The 15,478-nt window shown below is 73.4% G+C and carries 15 protein-coding genes; 4 read left to right on the plus strand and 11 right to left on the minus strand.

From position 1 onward, the window contains the following. Positions 1-16: 16 nt before the first annotated feature. Positions 17-1,765 carry a DEDD exonuclease domain-containing protein gene (locus tag JOF36_RS25010; protein WP_210031293.1) on the plus strand — a complete coding sequence of 583 codons (1,749 nt, stop codon included), beginning with the start codon at positions 17-19 and terminating at the stop codon, positions 1,763-1,765. 197 nt (positions 1,766-1,962) lie between these two features. Here JOF36_RS25010 and qcrB read toward each other — a convergent pair whose 3' ends face one another. The 4 genes from qcrB to ctaE form a co-directional block, all read right to left on the minus strand. Further along, positions 1,963-3,678, minus strand: a complete 1,716-nt coding sequence (gene qcrB / locus JOF36_RS25015; RefSeq protein WP_210031295.1) for a cytochrome bc1 complex cytochrome b subunit — start codon at positions 3,676-3,678, stop codon at positions 1,963-1,965. Further along, positions 3,675-4,811: a cytochrome bc1 complex Rieske iron-sulfur subunit gene (gene qcrA, locus JOF36_RS25020; RefSeq protein WP_281071738.1), complete on the minus strand. Its 1,137-nt coding sequence runs from the start codon at positions 4,809-4,811 to the stop codon at positions 3,675-3,677. Before qcrA ends, qcrB begins: the two co-directional genes overlap by 4 nt. Beyond that, positions 4,808-5,596: a cytochrome bc1 complex diheme cytochrome c subunit gene (qcrC, locus tag JOF36_RS25025; protein WP_210036227.1), complete on the minus strand. Its 789-nt coding sequence runs from the start codon at positions 5,594-5,596 to the stop codon at positions 4,808-4,810. Before qcrC ends, qcrA begins: the two co-directional genes overlap by 4 nt. A 168-nt stretch (positions 5,597-5,764) precedes the next feature. After that, on the minus strand, positions 5,765-6,373 hold the full coding sequence (gene ctaE, locus JOF36_RS25030; RefSeq protein ID WP_210031296.1) for an aa3-type cytochrome oxidase subunit III: 609 nt from the start codon (positions 6,371-6,373) through the stop codon (positions 5,765-5,767). Between the two features lie 243 nt (positions 6,374-6,616). Here ctaE and JOF36_RS25035 point away from each other — a divergent pair, with 243 nt between their 5' ends. Together JOF36_RS25035 and trpD are read left to right on the plus strand one after the other, a co-directional pair. Continuing rightward, complete coding sequence (locus JOF36_RS25035; RefSeq protein ID WP_372447462.1) at positions 6,617-7,012, plus strand: response regulator transcription factor; 396 nt, start codon at positions 6,617-6,619, stop codon at positions 7,010-7,012. Positions 7,013-7,025: 13 nt separating this feature from the next. Then, entirely contained in the window at positions 7,026-8,069 is a 1,044-nt protein-coding gene (gene trpD, locus JOF36_RS25040) for an anthranilate phosphoribosyltransferase (RefSeq protein ID WP_307862584.1), read from the plus strand. Positions 8,070-8,124: 55 nt separating this feature from the next. Here trpD and JOF36_RS25045 read toward each other — a convergent pair whose 3' ends face one another. Next, the gene (locus tag JOF36_RS25045) at positions 8,125-8,403 is read right to left on the minus strand and encodes an Lrp/AsnC family transcriptional regulator (protein ID WP_210031298.1); all 279 of its coding nucleotides are present in this window, start codon (positions 8,401-8,403) and stop codon (positions 8,125-8,127) included. Between the two features lie 307 nt (positions 8,404-8,710). Here JOF36_RS25045 and JOF36_RS25050 point away from each other — a divergent pair, with 307 nt between their 5' ends. Next, a complete protein-coding gene (locus tag JOF36_RS25050) occupies positions 8,711-9,019 on the plus strand; it encodes a hypothetical protein (RefSeq protein WP_210031300.1) in 309 nt (102 codons plus the stop codon). A gap of 79 nt (positions 9,020-9,098) precedes the next feature. Here the strand turns inward: JOF36_RS25050 and JOF36_RS25055 are convergent, their stop codons facing one another. The 6 genes from JOF36_RS25055 to JOF36_RS25080 form a co-directional block, all read right to left on the minus strand. Further along, positions 9,099-10,484 (minus strand): FAD-dependent oxidoreductase, encoded by a 1,386-nt coding sequence (locus JOF36_RS25055; protein ID WP_210031301.1) that lies wholly within the window; start codon positions 10,482-10,484, stop codon positions 9,099-9,101. A gap of 59 nt (positions 10,485-10,543) precedes the next feature. Then, entirely contained in the window at positions 10,544-11,461 is a 918-nt protein-coding gene (locus JOF36_RS25060; RefSeq protein ID WP_210031315.1) for a PaaI family thioesterase, read from the minus strand. A 142-nt stretch (positions 11,462-11,603) separates the two neighbouring features. Further along, positions 11,604-12,569 carry a helix-turn-helix domain-containing protein gene (locus tag JOF36_RS25065; RefSeq protein WP_210031317.1) on the minus strand — a complete coding sequence of 322 codons (966 nt, stop codon included), beginning with the start codon at positions 12,567-12,569 and terminating at the stop codon, positions 11,604-11,606. Positions 12,570-12,637: 68 nt separating this feature from the next. Beyond that, positions 12,638-13,696, minus strand: coding sequence for a winged helix DNA-binding domain-containing protein (locus tag JOF36_RS25070; protein ID WP_210031320.1), 1,059 nt, complete (start codon positions 13,694-13,696; stop codon positions 12,638-12,640). Between the two features lie 73 nt (positions 13,697-13,769). Continuing rightward, a complete protein-coding gene (locus JOF36_RS25075; RefSeq protein ID WP_307862585.1) occupies positions 13,770-14,897 on the minus strand; it encodes an LLM class flavin-dependent oxidoreductase in 1,128 nt (375 codons plus the stop codon). Between the two features lie 70 nt (positions 14,898-14,967). Then, positions 14,968-15,432, minus strand: coding sequence for a pyridoxamine 5'-phosphate oxidase family protein (locus JOF36_RS25080; protein WP_210031322.1), 465 nt, complete (start codon positions 15,430-15,432; stop codon positions 14,968-14,970). Between the last annotated feature and the right edge of the window lie 46 nt (positions 15,433-15,478).

Raw genomic sequence — 15,478 nt, forward strand, 5'->3', positions numbered from 1 at the left:
GCGCTACCGTGCGCGAGTGACCACCTGCTCCCCGCAGCTCGCGTTCGACGAGCTGGGCACACCGCTGCGCGACGTCACGTTCTGCGTCCTCGACCTGGAGACCACCGGCGGCAGCCACCGGACCGACGCCATCACCGAGGTCGGAGCGGTCCTGGTCCGCGGAGGGCAACGGATCGGTGAGCTGTCGACACTGGTCGATCCGGGAGCGCGGATTCCGGCCGACATCACCCGCCTGACCGGGATCACGAACGGGATGCTCGCCGGGGCACCGCCACTCGGCGCGGTACTCCCGTCGGTGCTGGACCTGCTGCAGGGCTCGGTGCTGGTCGCGCACAACGCCCCGTTCGACACCGGGTTCCTGCGTGCCGCGTGCGAGCGCCACGAGCGCCCGTGGCCCACGCCCCCGATCCTGTGCACCGCCCGGCTCGCCCGGGCGGTGCTCCCGCGCAGCGAGTGCCCCAGCGTCCGGCTCGGTGCCCTCGCCGAGCACTTCGGCTGCACCACCACGCCGGACCACCGGGCGCTCACCGACGCACGGGCCACCGTCGAGGTGCTGCACCACCTGCTCGAACGGATCGGGAACCTCGGGGTGCAGAGCCTGGAGGAGCTCGTCGCACTGGTGAAGGACCGGGCGCCGCACCGCCCGACCACGGCGCAGCGGCAGCGCAGGCACCTCGCGAACGGCGTGCCGTCGGCCCCGGGGGTGTACCTGTTCCGCGGCGGGGGCGACGAGGTGCTCTACGTCGGCACCAGCGGCGACCTGCACCGCCGGGTCCGGTCGTACTTCACCGCCGGGGAGCGGCGGCGCCGGGTCCGGGACATGGTGGCCCAGGCCGAACGGGTCGACACCGTCGTCTGTGCCCACGCGCTGGAGGCCTCGGTCCGCGAGCTGCGGCTGATCGCGGCGCACCGCCCCCGCTACAACCGGCGTTCCCGCAACCCGGGCCGGAGCTGGTGGGTGGCGCCGACCGCCGAGGCGTTCCCCCGCCTCTCGGTCGTGTCGACGCCGCGCGAGGGGGCGCTGGGGCCGTTCACGTCCCGCAGTGCCGCGACCGAGGTCCTCGACGCCGCGCTGGAGGCGGTGCCGCTGCGCCGGTGCACGATCCGGATCCCGGCCCGCCGGCCGTCCGCCACCCCCTGCGCGCTGCACGAGCTGGGCCGCTGTGCCGCGCCGTGCGCCGGGCTGCAGCCGCCCGACGACTACGCACCCGCGGTCGACTCGTGGCTCGATCTCGTCGCGGGCCGCGACGACGCCCCGCTGCGCACCCTCGCCGCGGCCGTCGACACCCGCTCCGCGGACGGCCGCTACGAGTCCGCGGCCCGGGTCCGCGACCGGCTGGCCGCGCTCGCCTCCGGCGTCGACCGTGCGGGCACGCTGGCCGGGCTCGCGTCGCTCGAGGAGGTCGTCGGGGCCCGGCCGGACGGCTCCGGCGGCTGGGAGCTCGCCGTCCTGCGGTACGGGCGCCTCGCCGCCGCGGGGAACGCGCCGCGCGGGGTCCGCCCGATGCCGGTGGTGGAGGCGCTGCGCGCGGGGGCGCAGACCGTGCTGCCCGGGCCCGGACCGCTGCGCGGGGCCCCGCCCGAGGAGGTCCGGCTGCTGTACCGCTGGCTCACCGGCGGGGGCACCCGCCTGGTGTACAGCACGCCGTCCTGGGCCGAACCCGCACACGGCGCCGGCCCGTGGCGGGCCTGGGCCGAGCGCGCCCGCGAGGCATCCCACCGCACCGGCGACCACGCCCCGGACGAACCGGCCCGCACCGTCTGAGCCGGCCTCCGACCACCACGTCCGGCCACGACGCCCGGCCACGAACTCCGACTGCGCCTCCGACTACGACTTCCGGTTACGGCCTCCGACCACTACCGCTGACCACGACCGCTGACACGACGAGGCCCCGGGCGGAGCGGGTGCTCCGGCCCGGGGCCTCGTCGTCGGTGTGGCGCTAGTACCGCGTCACCGGACGGTCACTCGGTCGGCTGCTGCGGACGACCACCGTCGTCCGGGCGACCGGCGAGCTCCTCGCGGCGCGACTCGAGCTCGCGGCGGGCGGCCGCCCGCTCGTCGCGCTCGGCCAGCTCCCGCTCGTGCGCCTCGTGCTGGGCCTGGGCCAGAGCGCGCGACTCGTCGGCCGGGTCCGGCGACAGCATCGAACCGGGGACCGGCTCGCCTGCCGAGCCCAGCTGGTTCATCCGCTTGGGCACCGAGGTGCCCTGGTAGGCCAGCTCGATCGGGTGCCCGTGCGAGTCGACACCGGCCAGCGGCTGGTGCACCTCGATGAACTCGCCGTGCGGCAGCCGCTTGATGATGCCGGTCTCGATGCCGTGCTCGAGCACCGCGCGGTCCGACTTCTGCAGTCCGAGGCACCAGCGGTAGGTGACCCAGTACACGATCGGCGGCAGGATCATCAGGCCCAGCCGGCCGGCCCAGGTCGTCGCGTTCAGCGAGATGTGGAAGAAGTACGAGATCCAGTCGTTGAACCCGCACATCACGAGCCACAGGTAGAACGTGATCCCCATCGCGCCCAGCGCCGTGCGGACCGGGACGTCCCGCGGGCGCTGCAGCAGGTTGTGCAGCGCGTCGTCGCCGGTGAACCGGCGCTCGATGGACGGATAGGCCCCCGCCAGCACGAACAGCACCGGCAGGAAGCCCGCGGTCGGGATGAACGCGGACGGGATCGTGTAGGTCCCGAAGAGGTAGAACTCCCACGGCGGGAAGATCCGGCCCATGCCCTCGGACCACAGCATGTAGAAGTCGGGCTGCGATCCCGCGGAGATGTGCGAGGCGTCGTACGGGCCGAGCGTCCAGACCCCGTTGATCTGGAACAGACCGGAGATCAGGGCCAGCACGCCGGCGACGACCGCGAAGAAGGCACCGCCCTTGGCCGCGAACTGCGGAAGGATCCGCACGCCGACCACGTTCTTCTCGGTCCGGCCGGGACCGGGGAACTGGGTGTGCTTCTGGTACCACACCAGACCCAGGTGCACCGCGATCAGCGCGAGGATGATCCCGGGCAGCACCAGCACGTGGATGATGTAGAGCCTCGGGATGATCTCCGTACCCGGGAACTCGCCGCCGAACAGCGCCCAGTGCACCCAGGTTCCCATGATCGGCACGGTCAGCGTGATGCCCGAGGCGATCCGCAGACCGACACCGGAGAGCAGGTCGTCCGGCAGGCCGTAGCCGGTGAAGCCCTCGAAGGTGCCGAGCAGGATCAGCACGATGCCGATGATCCAGTTGGCCTCACGCGGCTTGCGGAACGCTCCGGTGAAGAACACCCGGAACATGTGGATGATCATCGAGGCCACGAACAGCAGCGCCGCCCAGTGGTGCAGCTGGCGCATGAACAACCCGCCGCGGACCTCGAACGAGATCTCGAGGGTGGACTCGTAGGCGCGCGACATGTGCACGCCGCGGAGCGGGTCGTACGGGCCGTTGTAGACGACCTCCTCCATCGAGGGGTCGAAGAACAGGCCCAGGTAGGTGCCCGACAGCAGCAGGATGATGAAGCTGTAGAGCGCGATCTCGCCCAGCATGAACGACCAGTGGGTCGGGAAGACCTTGTTGAACTGCTTCCGCAGCCCGGCCGCCGGGTGGTAACGCTGGTCCAGCTGGTCGAGAGCCTCAGCGGCTCTGGCGGACGACCCTCCCGAAGAGGACGTCGGCGTGGTGATCGAACTCATGTCGTCTTCGGCCTCTCCCAGAACGCGGGTCCGACGGGCTCCACGAAGTCGCTCCGGGCGACGAAGTAGCCCTCCTCGTTCACCGTGATCGGCAGCTGTGGCAACGGACGCGCGGCCGGGCCGAAGACCGGCTCCGCGTCCTGGGTCGCCAGGAACTGCGACTGGTGGCAGGGGCACAGGATGCGGTTGTCCTGTGCCTGGTACAGCGATGTCGGGCAGCCGAGGTGGGTGCAGACCTTCGACCAGGCGTAGTAGTCGCCGTAGCTGAAGTCCTCCTGGCCGGGCCGCGCCGTCACCTGCGTGCCCGGGCGCAGGCGGATGAGCATGACCGGCGCGTCGGAGGCGCGCTGCGCGTGCAGCAGCTCCTCCTCGTGCCCGCGCTCACTCTCCCGGAAGGGGAAGACCGTCATCATCGAACCCGGCTCCATGTCCTCGGGCCGCACGCGTGCGATCTCGCCGACGATACCGGTGTCGGTACGCAGGTACACGGTCTCGTTGCCCTCGGGGCGCCAGCCGGTGTGCCACAGCGGCGCCTCCTCCCCCGCGGCCCACGGGTTGCGGATGATCCCGCCGAGCGCGATGGCGCCGGTGCCGACCCCGAGCACGGCGGCCGACAGGCCGGCCGAGCGCAGGATCAGCTTGCGGCGGCCCAGCGTGCTCTTCTCCCCCGCGTCGGCCAGCTGCGCCATGAACGTGCGCCGGTCGACCTCGTCCGACCGGCCGTCGTGGCGCTGCTGCACCGCGACCTCGTGCGGCCACAGCTTCTTGACCATCAGGATCACCGCGATCCCCAGCGCGAGGATCGAGAACCCGAAGGTGAACCCGATGACCGGGGTGTACAGCGAGTAGATCTCGTGGCCGGGCTCGCCGGCGTTGACGTACTCCCACGGCCACCAGATGAAGGCGACCAGGAACGCGAGCCCGGACAGCGCAGAGATCAGGAACCACAGCGCGACCGAACGCTCGGCCCGCTTCTCCGCCCTGGTCCCCGGGATCGGGTGCGGCGGAGCGTTGTGCACGACCTCGACGTCGTCGAGCTCACCGGCCAGTCGGGCCAGCTGCTCGGGCGTCATCGCGTCGAGCTCCTCCTGGGTCGGGCGACGGCCCGGCCCGGTGCTGACGTCGCTGCTCAACTCTTCGCCCCCAACCAGATCGCGAACCCGACCAGCCCGGACATGACGACCATGAAGATGAAGACACCCTCGGCCGTCGGGCCGAGCCCCATCAGGGCGTTGCCACCCGGGTGGTTGGTCCCGTTGACCGACTTGATGTACGCGATGATGTCGCGCTTCTCCTCCGGCGTGAGCTGCTGGTCGGAGAACCGCGGCATGTTCTGCGGACCGGTCTGCATCGCGGTGTAGATCTGCGACTCGCTGGCCGGAGCCAGGGCCGGCGCGTACTTGCCGGACGACAGCGCGCCGCCGACACCGGTGAAGTTGTGGCACGACGCGCAGTTCAGGCGGTACAGCACGCCGCCCCGCCCCGGGTCGTCACCGCGCAGCGCCTCGCCCCGATCGGCCGGGGTGACCGGGCCGCCGCCGTTGGCCTGGATGTAGGCGCCCAGCGCCTCCAGGTTCGCGCGGCCCTCGCCCGTCTCCGGGTCGAAGATCGGCAGCGGGTGCTTGCGATCGGCCTGGGCCTCCTGGCGGGCCATCGGCATGCGACCCGAGGAGACCTGGAAGTAGACCGCCGCGTCGCCGACACCGATCAGGCTCGGTCCGCGGTCCGCCTCACCCTGCAGGTTCGATCCGTGACAGGTGATGCAGGTGTTGTTGTAGAGCTCCTCGCCCTTGGCGATCAGCGCGGCGTCCGGCTGCGCCTGCGCGACCTGCGGCTGGGGCGCGAAGGCGGCGTAGAGGAAGCCGACGGACAACAGGCCCAGACCGATGGCGAGGGCGCCCGCGATCCGGCGGCGCATCTTGCCGTGCGGACGGCGGCCGCCGGGCTTCTGGTCCGGCCGGTTGCCCGGTGGAGGATTCTGGGCTGTGCCCTCGGGATTCTCGGTCATCGCTGGGGTCTTCCAACCTCGACGTCGTGGCGGGTGGGGAGTCTCGGGACGGGAGCGGGCTGCAGTCGCTACTGCCCGTTATCGGATGAAGTAGATGACGGCGAACAGCCCGATCCACACCACGTCGACGAAGTGCCAGTAGTAGGACACGACGATCGCTGCAGTGGCCTGTGCCGGGGTGAACTTGCTCAGTTTCGTGCGGATGATCAGGTAGACGAAGGCGATCAGACCACCGATGACGTGCAGGCCGTGGAAGCCGGTCGCCATGTAGAAGACCGAGCCGTAGGCGCTGGAGGCCATGGTGGTGCCGTCCTCGACGAGGACCAGGTACTCGTAGCCCTGGCCGAGGACGAAGACCGTCCCCATCGCCAGCGTCAGCAGGTACCACCGGCGCAGCCCGAACACGTCCCCACGCTCGGCCGCGAACACGCCGAACTGGCACGTGAACGAGGACGCCACCAGGATGATGGTGATCGTCAACGCGTACGGGACGTTGAGGTGCGTCGGAGGCGGCGGCCAGGGGCCGTCGTTCTGCGCTCGCGCGGTGAAGTACATCGCGAACAGCCCGGCGAAGAACATCAGCTCGCTGGAGAGCCAGACGATGGTGCCGATGCTGACCAGGTTGGGTCGGTTCAGCGAGTGGATCCGCGCGCTGATGTTGGGTGCCGCTGTCGTCACGCCCGGCATTATGACCCGAGCCGAACTTCTACGGCTTGTCGGGATACCCCTTGTCGCATCACGATCGGCGAACGGCGCCCATGATCAGGGCGTCTGCACCGGCCGGCGTGCCCCCGCGAGCCCGGTCCCGGGGGTGTTGCGCGGATCGACGTTCGGGTGTCGCGGCCCGTTCCCCTAGTATCCGCACCCGTGGCGAGCGGAGCAGCGGCAGAGATCGGCGGCGCGGCCGGATCGGTGACGGGGACCAGCACGGTGCTGGTCTACAGCCACCGGCCCGAGATCCGTGAGGGCATCATCAACTCGGTCGGGCGACGCCCGGCACCGGACGTGGGCCGGGTGCGGTACGTCGAGGCCGCCGGCATCGCCGACGTCCTCGCTTCCTGCGACGCAGGGGAGGCCGACCTGCTGATCCTCGACGGCGAGGCACAGCCGACCGGTGGCATGGGCGTGGCGAAACAGCTGCGGCACGAGATCGTCGACTGTCCCCCGATCGTGCTGACCGTCCGCCGCCGCGACGACCGCTGGCTGGCGACGTGGTCGGAGGCGGACGCGGTGCTGGTGCACCCGCTCGACCCGATCGAGGCCGCCGAGGTGGTCGCGCAGGTGCTGCGCGGCTCCCGGGCCGGAACACTGACCGAGAACGAATAGGACACCCCACCGCGTGAGCGCATCGACCTGGCCCTCCGTGATCGGCCGCCTGATGGCCGGCGAGGACGTCACCGCCGAGGAGTCGACCTGGGCGATGGGACAGGTCTTCGCCGGCGAGGCCACACCCGCGCAGCTCGCGGGCTTCCTCGTCGCGCTGCGCGCGAAGGGCGAGACACCGGCCGAGATCTCGGGCATGGCCGACGCGATGCTGGCGCACGCGCTGCGGGTGGACGTCCCCGGCCGCGCCGTGGACGTCGTCGGCACCGGTGGCGACCAGGCACACACGGTCAACATCTCCACGATGGCGGCGATCGTCGTCGCGGCCGCCGGGGCGCCGGTGGTCAAGCACGGCGGCCGGGCCGCGTCCTCCCAGTCCGGGACGGCGGACGTGCTCGAGGCGCTCGGCGTCGCGATCGAGCTGACCCCGGCCGCGGTGGAACGCTGCGTGGCGGAGCTGGGCATCGGGTTCTGCTTCGCGCAGGCGTTCCACCCGGCCATGCGCTACGCCGGCGGGGTGCGGCGCGAGCTGGGCGTCCCGACGGCGATGAACCTGCTCGGCCCGCTGTCCAACCCGGCCCAGCCGGCGACCGGCCTGATCGGCTGCGCGGAGCCGCGGCACGCCGCGACGATGGCCGAGGTGTTCGCCCGGCGCGGCAAGTCGGTGCTGGTGGTGCGGGGCGACGACGGCCTGGACGAGCTGACCACGACCACCACGAGCACGGTCTGGATCGCCGACGGCGGCACGGTGCGCCGGGAGCGCCTCGACCCGGCCGCGCTGGGTGTGCGGCCGGCCACCACCGAGGACCTGCGCGGCGGCACCCCGGACGTGAACGCCGCCGTGGTGCGGGACCTGCTGGCCGGCAAGGCCGGCCCGGTCCGCGACGCCGTGCTGCTCAACGCCGCCGGGGCCCTGGCCGCGCACCGCGGGGTCGGTGACGACCTGGCGACGGCCATCGGCGACGCCCTCGACGCCGTCACCCGGGCGGTCGACTCCGGCGCCGGCGCGGACCTGCTGAGCCGCTGGGCGGCCCTGTCCAGCTCGCTGGCGAACAGCTGACCGGAGTCGTCCTGTCGACCCGGCGCGGTGCCGGCCGGCACCGCAGGGGTCACGGTCAGTCGAGACCGATCGCGTAGGCCACGTCGGTGTCGGCCTTGGAGTAGGACCGGAAGGCGATGTGCGTGTCGGTCCCGACGACGCCGTCGACCTTGCTGAGGTGGCCCGCGATGATGTCGGCGAGCTGCTCGTGCTCGCGCACCTTGACGATCGCGATCAGGTCGACGTCCCCGGCGCACGAGTAGACCTCGGCGACCCCGTCGAGGTCGGCGATCGCCTGCGCGGTCTCGGGGATCCGGTCGGCGGCGGTGTGCACCAGGACGATCGCGGTGATCACGGCGGGGTTCCCCCTCGGGACGGCGGTCCGGCGCAACGCGCCGATCGGTCGCCGGTCAGGTTAGTGCGGGCTTCCGGTGTGGCGCAGGCCCCACCTGCTTGCTACGGTGAGCGGCATGCGCCCCGTCGAGCACACCCCTGCTCCGAGCGCAGTGTCGGCCGCACGACTTCTCGCGGTAGTAACACTGCGCGTCGGCTGACCCAGGCTGCCGCCGCGCCGCGCCCGATCCCAGGCGCACTCTCTCGTATGCCGAGACCTGGCTCGCGTTCTGAGCATCTTCTCGCGCAACGCACGGAGCCCACTCATCATGAGCATCACCGCCGACCGCCCGACCACCTTCAGCTTCCCCGCCGGTTCCGGCAGGCCCGAGGACATCGCGGCCCGGATGCCCCGCCGGCACACCGTCGTCACCAGCGACGGCCTGCACGGCGCCATGCAGGTCGCGACCGCGCTGCAGACCTGCGGCCGCACCCTGCGGGAGTTCTGCGTCGATGTCCGCGAGGGCGTCGCCTACGGCTCGGTCATCTGCACCATGTCGATGACGCCTGCCGAGGCCGCCGACTTCGAGAGCCGGATGCTCGCGATGCCGTGCGTCCTGGCCGTCGACCCGTACTGATCAGCGACCCGTACTGACCGGCGCCGACCCGTACTGGTCGGCGCCGGGCGCGTGCTGATCGACGCCCGACGCCCGGGCCTCACCGGGGCGAGGTCCGGCTCCCGCGGGCGGCATCCAGCATCGCCGCCCGCTCGGCGATCTTGACCCGTTCGGTGCCGCCGCGCCGCTCCCCCAGCGCCTTCTCGGCGGCGTCGAGGCGCTGCCAGTCGTCCCACAGCACCGGCTCGAGGCCGAACTCGCGCAGGCGTTCCAGCACGGCGTCGCCACCCGGCCGGGGCGGCGACGCCAGGCCGGGGAGGTCGGCCAGCACCGAGGCGGCGGTCTCGGCGCCGTCCGCCTTGTTGGTGCCGATCACCCCGGTGGGGCCGCGCTTGATCCAGCCGGTCACGTAGCTGCCGCGCACCGGTTCCCCGCCCAGCAGCACCCGCCCGGCATCGTGCGGCACGGTGCCGGTGGCCTCGTCGAAGGGGAGCCCGGCGATCGGTTCGCCGGCGTAGCCGATGGCGCGGACGACCAGCCCGGCGTCGAGCACCTCGGTCTCCCCCGTCCCCCGGACCCGGTCACCGTCGCCGATCTCGTTGCGCTGCACCTCGACGCCGGCGACACGGCCGCCGTCGTCGCCGATCAGCCGGACCGGGCTGCGCAGGAAGCGCAGGTGGATCCGGCGCCGCCCGCCTGCACCGGGCGGGTCGGCCGCCCACGCGGTGAGCGTCTCGATGTTCTGCCGCATCCGGCGTTCCGCGGGCTCCTCCACACCGGCGGCGAGCACGCCGTCGTCGTGCACGCGCACCTCGACGTCGTCGAGCTTCGCCAGCGCCCGCAGCTCGGCCGGGGTGAACCTGACGTGCTGCGGCCCGCGCCGGATCAGCACGTGCACGTCGGTGACGGCGCTGTCGCGCAGCCGGTCCAGCACCGTGTCGTGCAGGTCGGTGGCGGCCAGGTCCTCGGCCGGGCGGGCGAGCACCCGGGCCACGTCGATCGCGACGTTGCCGGCGCCGACCACGACCACCCCGGGCCGGTCGAGCGCCGGTCCCGGGCCCGCCGCATCGGGGTGCCCGCAGTACCAGGAGACGAACGCGCCGGAGCCGACCGAGCCGGTCAGGTCCTCACCGTCGACGCCGAGCGCGCGGTCGACGGCGCTGCCCGTGGCGTGCACGACGGCGTGGTAGTGCTCGCGCAGGATCTCACCGGGGATGCCGGAGTCGCCGACCTGGGTGTTCCCGAGGAACCGCACCCGAGCGGCGTCGTCGAACGTGGAGACCAGCGCGCGGATCACCGACTTCATCTTGAGGTGATCGGGCGCGACGCCGTAGCGCACCAGGCCGTAGGGGGCGGGGAGCCGGTCGACCACGTCGACGTGCACGTCCGGGTCCGCCTCGAGCAGGGCCTCTGCGGTGTAGAGGCCGGACGGGCCGGAGCCGATCACCGCGACCCGATAGGGCCGCTGGTCGGGCAGGGACGTCATCGATCGCACCTCCGTGTACGGATGGTCACGACGCTAACAGCAGCTCCCGCCGCGGGCGATCATCCCGCGGTGCGGAGGCCCCCGCCCACCGCGCGCACCGCGGGACGCCCGTCGGGAAGCAACAGCTCGGTGCGCACCGACCAGAACCGGCGGCCGTCCCGGACGATCTCGGAGCGCGCGCGCAGGGTGGTGTCGACATGGGCCGGGCGCAGGAAGTCGACGGTCAGCGACAGCGGCCGGACCTGGTCTGCACCGGCCCGCCGCAGGTGCGACGCCTGCGCCGACTGTGCGAGCCCGGAGAGCACCGCACCGTGCGTGGTCCCGTTGAGGTTCACCGTCGAGGGCCCGGGCGTGAACACCGCGTCACCGGTCGCGTCGTCGATCTCGAGGTTCTCCGGTGCGAGCCGGGCCGGGTCGAACGGCGGCAGCGTCGAGCGGAAGTCGGCGCCGTCGGTGCTGCCGGTGCCGTCGGTGCGGGGCGCCGCATCCGGGTCGATCGACCCACCGGGGCGCGCGAGCCCGCCCGGCCGGTCCGGGACGGCGGTGAGCGCCATCGTGACGACGGCGTGCGCGACCAGCACACCGGTGTCGTCGCGCATCTCGGCCCGGCCGACCCCGATCTCGTCGTCGAGGTGCAACAGGGTCAGCTCGGCGACGAGCCAGCGCGCGTCCGGCGCGGGCGCACCCGCGAGGTCGATGCGCAGGTCCAGGGTGGGCGCCCCGGCGTCCAGGCGCGCCGTGGAGTAGACGAGGTAGCCGATCCCGGAGTCGGCGAGCAGCGCGGGCAGCACGGTCAGGACCCGGCCGTCGCCGGTGCGGACGCCGTCGTGCAGCGGGGCGCGCAACCGCGTCCGGTCCCGGGAGGATGACGGGTCGGGCTCCATCCCGAGGCCGGTCTCGACCGGGGCCCACCGCATCCGCTCACGGGTCGAGGGACCGGGACGGTGGGTGCTGGACGGCGCTGTCGTTCCGGTCATGCCCGTCATCGTGCGACAGGGACGCGGTACGCCGGGACCCGCGCCGCTGTGCCATCGATCACGCAGGGCCATCGATCACGCAGGGCCCCGCTCGCGCAGGGCCGCCGCTCACGCAGGGCCATCGATCACGCAGGGCAGGCGATCACGCGGGCTGGGCGTCCCGGTTGCAGCGGAACGTGCTGCGGTAGTCGGCCGGGGCGACGCCGAGGGTCCGCCGGAAGTGGTGGCGCAGCAGTGCCGCGGTGCCGAACCCGGAGCGGGCGGCGACCGCGTCCATCCCGAGGTCGGTCTCCTCCAGCAGGGTGCGGGCGTGCAGCACCCGCTGCGCGGAGATCCACCGGTGCGGGGTGGTGCCGGTCTCCTCGACGAACCGGCGGGCGAAGGTCCGCTCGGACATCGCCGCCCGCCGGGCCAGCGCAGCGACCGTGTGCTCGCCGTCCAGGTTCTCCAGCAACCACGCGAGCACCGGGGCGAGCGAGTCCGCGGTGCACTCCGGCACCGGCAGGTCGACGAACTGCCGCTGGCCGCCCTCGCGCTGCGGCGGGACGACCATCCGGCGGGCGATGCCGTTCGCGGCGACACCGCCGAGCTCGCGGCGGACCAGGTGCAGGCAGGCGTCGATCCCGGCGGCGGTGCCCGCGCCGGTGACGAGGTCGCCGTCGTCGACGTAGAGGGCGTCGTCCTCCACGAGCGCCTCCGGGTGGGCACGGCGCAGCTCGTCGGCGTGCAACCAGTGCACGGTGCAGCGGCGCCCGTCGAGCAGGCCGGCGGCGCCGAGCACGAACACCCCGGAGCAGACCGACAGGATCGTCGCGCCGCGGGCGCTCGCCTCCCGCAGCGCGTCGAGGGCGGCCGGCGGGAACTCGCGCAGGGCGGTCGCGGCGACACAGACCAGGTCGGCGCCGGGCAACGCGTCCAGACCGTGCTCGGGAGTGACCGTGATGCCGCTCTTCGTGCTCAGCGGCCGCCCCGCCTCGACCCCGCAGACCGACCAGTCGAACGCGGGCAGCCCGTCGTCGGAACGGTCCAGGCCGAACACCTCGCAGAGCACGCCGAACTCGAAGATCGCCAGCTCGTCGAGCACCAGCACGGAGACGCTGCGCAGCATGGACCGACGATAGGCGCGGCAGGAACGCGCCGTCCAGCGAGATACTGCCGTCCGCCGTCGGGATCCCGTCAGGACGCGTGCCAGGCGGTCAGTCGCTCGGCCTCCTCGTCGACGGCCCGGCGGTCATCACCGGTCAGCTCGGCGAACGGCTCGACGGCGACGCACCCGTCCCGGTACGTCCAGGTGCCGGCGACCCGCCCGTCGACCAGGAAGGTCGGCGCGGAACGCGGCTTCGTCGTCGCGAACACGTGGTGGCGGTGCTCGGCGGGCAGGATCCGCGCGCGGGCGGCGTGCCCGAGCAGCAGGACGGCGTCGAACGGGCCGAGGAAGCGGACCGGGGCGGGGGTGCGCGGATCGGGCAGCGGGGCGCGCGGGAGGTCGACCAGTTCGGTGCCGTCCTCGGCGCTGAACCGGCGCAGGGTCAGCTCCCCCAGCGCGGTGCGCGCGACACCGACCGGCCAGCCGGCGAACCGGGCGACGTCCGGGGCCGACGCGGGGCCGAACGCGCTCAGGTAGCGGCGGGTGAGCTCGACCTGCGCCTCGCCGGAGCCGGTCTCCGGGTCCGGCGACACCGGGCCGCCGCGGGTGTCGACGAGGCCGTAGACGTGGGCTCGCGGTGTCTCCCAGGTCCCGGCGGGCGGTACGCGGACCAGGCCGATCCAGTGCTGGACGCCCGGGAACGTCCCCGGGGGGAGTCCACGCGCGGCGAGCTCCGCGGTGATCTCGGCCTGCCGGCGCGGGCCGTCGGCCAGGAACTCCCGCACGGCCCGGGCGGCCGCGGCCATGTCGGCGTCGGTGACGTCGCGGTGCATCCGCAGCCACCCGGCCCGCTGCTGCGTGCGCACGGCCGCCGTGAACGGGCCGTGGTCGCGGCGCGCCAGCATGTGGATGGTCGAGCGCATCGCCCAGGCCTGGACGACGCGGCCGTCGTGCAGCATCGCGGTCAGGTCGGCGCGGTCGAACTCCGCCAGCCGGGCGTACAGGCCCAGATAGCCCGACGGCGCGTGCTGGGTCTGCAGCCCGCACAGCCGGCGCAGGGCCCGCGGCACCGTCAGATCGGCACGCTCGAGCAGCAGCTGGCGCGCGAGCAGGGCGCGCAACGACTCGTCCGCACCCAGAACCCGCACCGGCTCCCCCGTATGATCGACCGTTGTGGAGCGGAGCGCACGCTACGCGTACGCGGCACTCCACGACCGTCGATCATGTCACCACGTACCGGTTCACCGGGCGGGTCAGCCCGAACCGCTCGCGCAGCGACCCGCCGTACGGGGCGGGTGCGATCGCGTCGCCGAGCGCGGGCAGCAGCTCGTCCACGATCTCGTCGATCCCCGACGGCAGCGCCAGCGGCACGAACACGAACCCGTCGGCGGCGTGCTCCTCGGCCGCCTCACGCAGCAGCGTCGCCAGCTCCCCCGGGTCGCCGACGTGGCGCACCGTCGACGGCGCGACGTCCGCGCCGGCCGGTGCGAGCCCGTCCAGCTCCCGCAGCCGGTCGTCGGCGCCGGGCCCGAGCAGGGTCTCGACGTCCAGCAGCACCGCGACCCGGTCCGGGTCCCGGCCGGCCTCGGCGACGGCGGCGCGGACCCGGTCGCGGGCCTCGGCCGCACCGGCGACCGTGTCCGCGGCGATCCGGACGACGTCGGCGTAGCGCCCCACCACCGGCAGCGCGGCCGGCTCGTCGCCGCGCAGCACGGTCAGCGGGTGGCCCTGCGGCGGGCGCGGGGTGATCGACGGGCCCTTCACGCCGAAGAACTCGCCGGTGAAGTCGATGTGGTGGAGCCTGTCCCGGTCGACGAACCGGCCGGTGGCCGCGTCGCGGATCTCGGCGTCGTCCTCCCAGGAGTCCCAGAGCCGGGCGACGACCTCGATCACCTCACCGGTCTCCCGCCACAGCGCGGCGGGCTCCGCCGGATCGGTGCGGCCGAACAGGTCGGCCTCGGCCCGGGTGCTGGACACGTCGGGCTGCCAGCCGGCGCGGCCGGTGGCGACGAAGTCGAGGGTGGCGATCGCCTTGGACAGGTGGAACGGCTCGGTGTGGGTGACGGTCGCCGTGGGGACGATGCCGATGCCGGGTACGGCGGGCGCGACCCGAGCGGCGATCGCGACGGCGTCGAGGGTGCCGGGCAGCGCGGCCGGGTCCGACGGCGGCGGGAGCAGCGAGTCGGGCAGCGCGACCAGGTCGAGGCCGCCGCGGGCCGCGGTGCGGACCAGACCCACGTGGTGCTCGGCGGCGAAGAGCCGGTCCGGGTCGACGCCCGGCAGCCGCCATGCGCCGGGGTGCCGCCCCGCCGCCCCGAGTTCGACCGCCAGGTGCAGACGTCCGCTCACCGTGCCTCCTCGTCGTGCCTCCTGCGGGCCAACCCGCCGGCGGTTCCCGATGTTCCCCGCGAGGCCGGCGTCAGCGCGTGCGGGCGACGATCCGGTCCAGGCCGTCCGGGCCGGCGTGCCAGGCGACGATGCGGTGCAGCCGCACCCGGATCGGCTGGGCGAACACCTGCCGCCAGGCATCGAGGTCCTGCCCGCCGAGCATCGTCCGGTACTTCTCACCGAACGCCCGCAGCTCGGCGGGCGGCGGCTCGCCGGCCAGTACCGCGTCGCCCTCGGCCAGGACGACGTCGGTACCGGACGCGGCCGTGTCCAGCGCCAGGCACACCCCGGGCCGCCTCCGCAACCGGCCGACCTTCTCGGTGTCCGGACGGCTGAAGATCACGATCTCGGGATCGGTGAACAGGAACCAGACGGGCACCGAGTGCGGCCGGGCGTCGTCGCCGACGGTGGTCAGCCAGACGACCGGCTCGGACGCCAGCCGGGCCGCGGCATGGTCGTGCCGGACGTCGGCCGGGTCGAGCAGCGGAGCGGTCATCGCGAACTCCCGTCCCTACAGCCGTCGGGGTGCCGTGTGATCGGCG

The sequence above is a fragment of the Pseudonocardia parietis genome (assembly GCF_017876315.1).
Taxonomy (GTDB): Bacteria; Actinomycetota; Actinomycetes; order Mycobacteriales; family Pseudonocardiaceae; genus Pseudonocardia; species Pseudonocardia parietis.

What these genes read in the sequence shown, in the direction of transcription:
- JOF36_RS25080 (WP_210031322.1), bottom strand. Translation starts at nt 15,432, where the DNA reads ATGACCGCTCCGCTGCTCGACCCGGCCGACGTCCGGCACGACCATGCC.
- qcrC (WP_210036227.1), bottom strand. Translation starts at nt 5,596, where the DNA reads ATGCGCCGCCGGATCGCGGGCGCCCTCGCCATCGGTCTGGGCCTGTTG.
- JOF36_RS25065 (WP_210031317.1), bottom strand. Translation starts at nt 12,569, where the DNA reads ATGCTGCGCAGCGTCTCCGTGCTGGTGCTCGACGAGCTGGCGATCTTC.
- JOF36_RS25060 (WP_210031315.1), bottom strand. Translation starts at nt 11,461, where the DNA reads ATGACCGGAACGACAGCGCCGTCCAGCACCCACCGTCCCGGTCCCTCG.
- ctaE (WP_210031296.1), bottom strand. Translation starts at nt 6,373, where the DNA reads ATGCCGGGCGTGACGACAGCGGCACCCAACATCAGCGCGCGGATCCAC.
- JOF36_RS25050 (WP_210031300.1), top strand. Translation starts at nt 8,711, where the DNA reads ATGAGCATCACCGCCGACCGCCCGACCACCTTCAGCTTCCCCGCCGGT.
- JOF36_RS25055 (WP_210031301.1), bottom strand. Translation starts at nt 10,484, where the DNA reads ATGACGTCCCTGCCCGACCAGCGGCCCTATCGGGTCGCGGTGATCGGC.
- qcrB (WP_210031295.1), bottom strand. Translation starts at nt 3,678, where the DNA reads ATGAGTTCGATCACCACGCCGACGTCCTCTTCGGGAGGGTCGTCCGCC.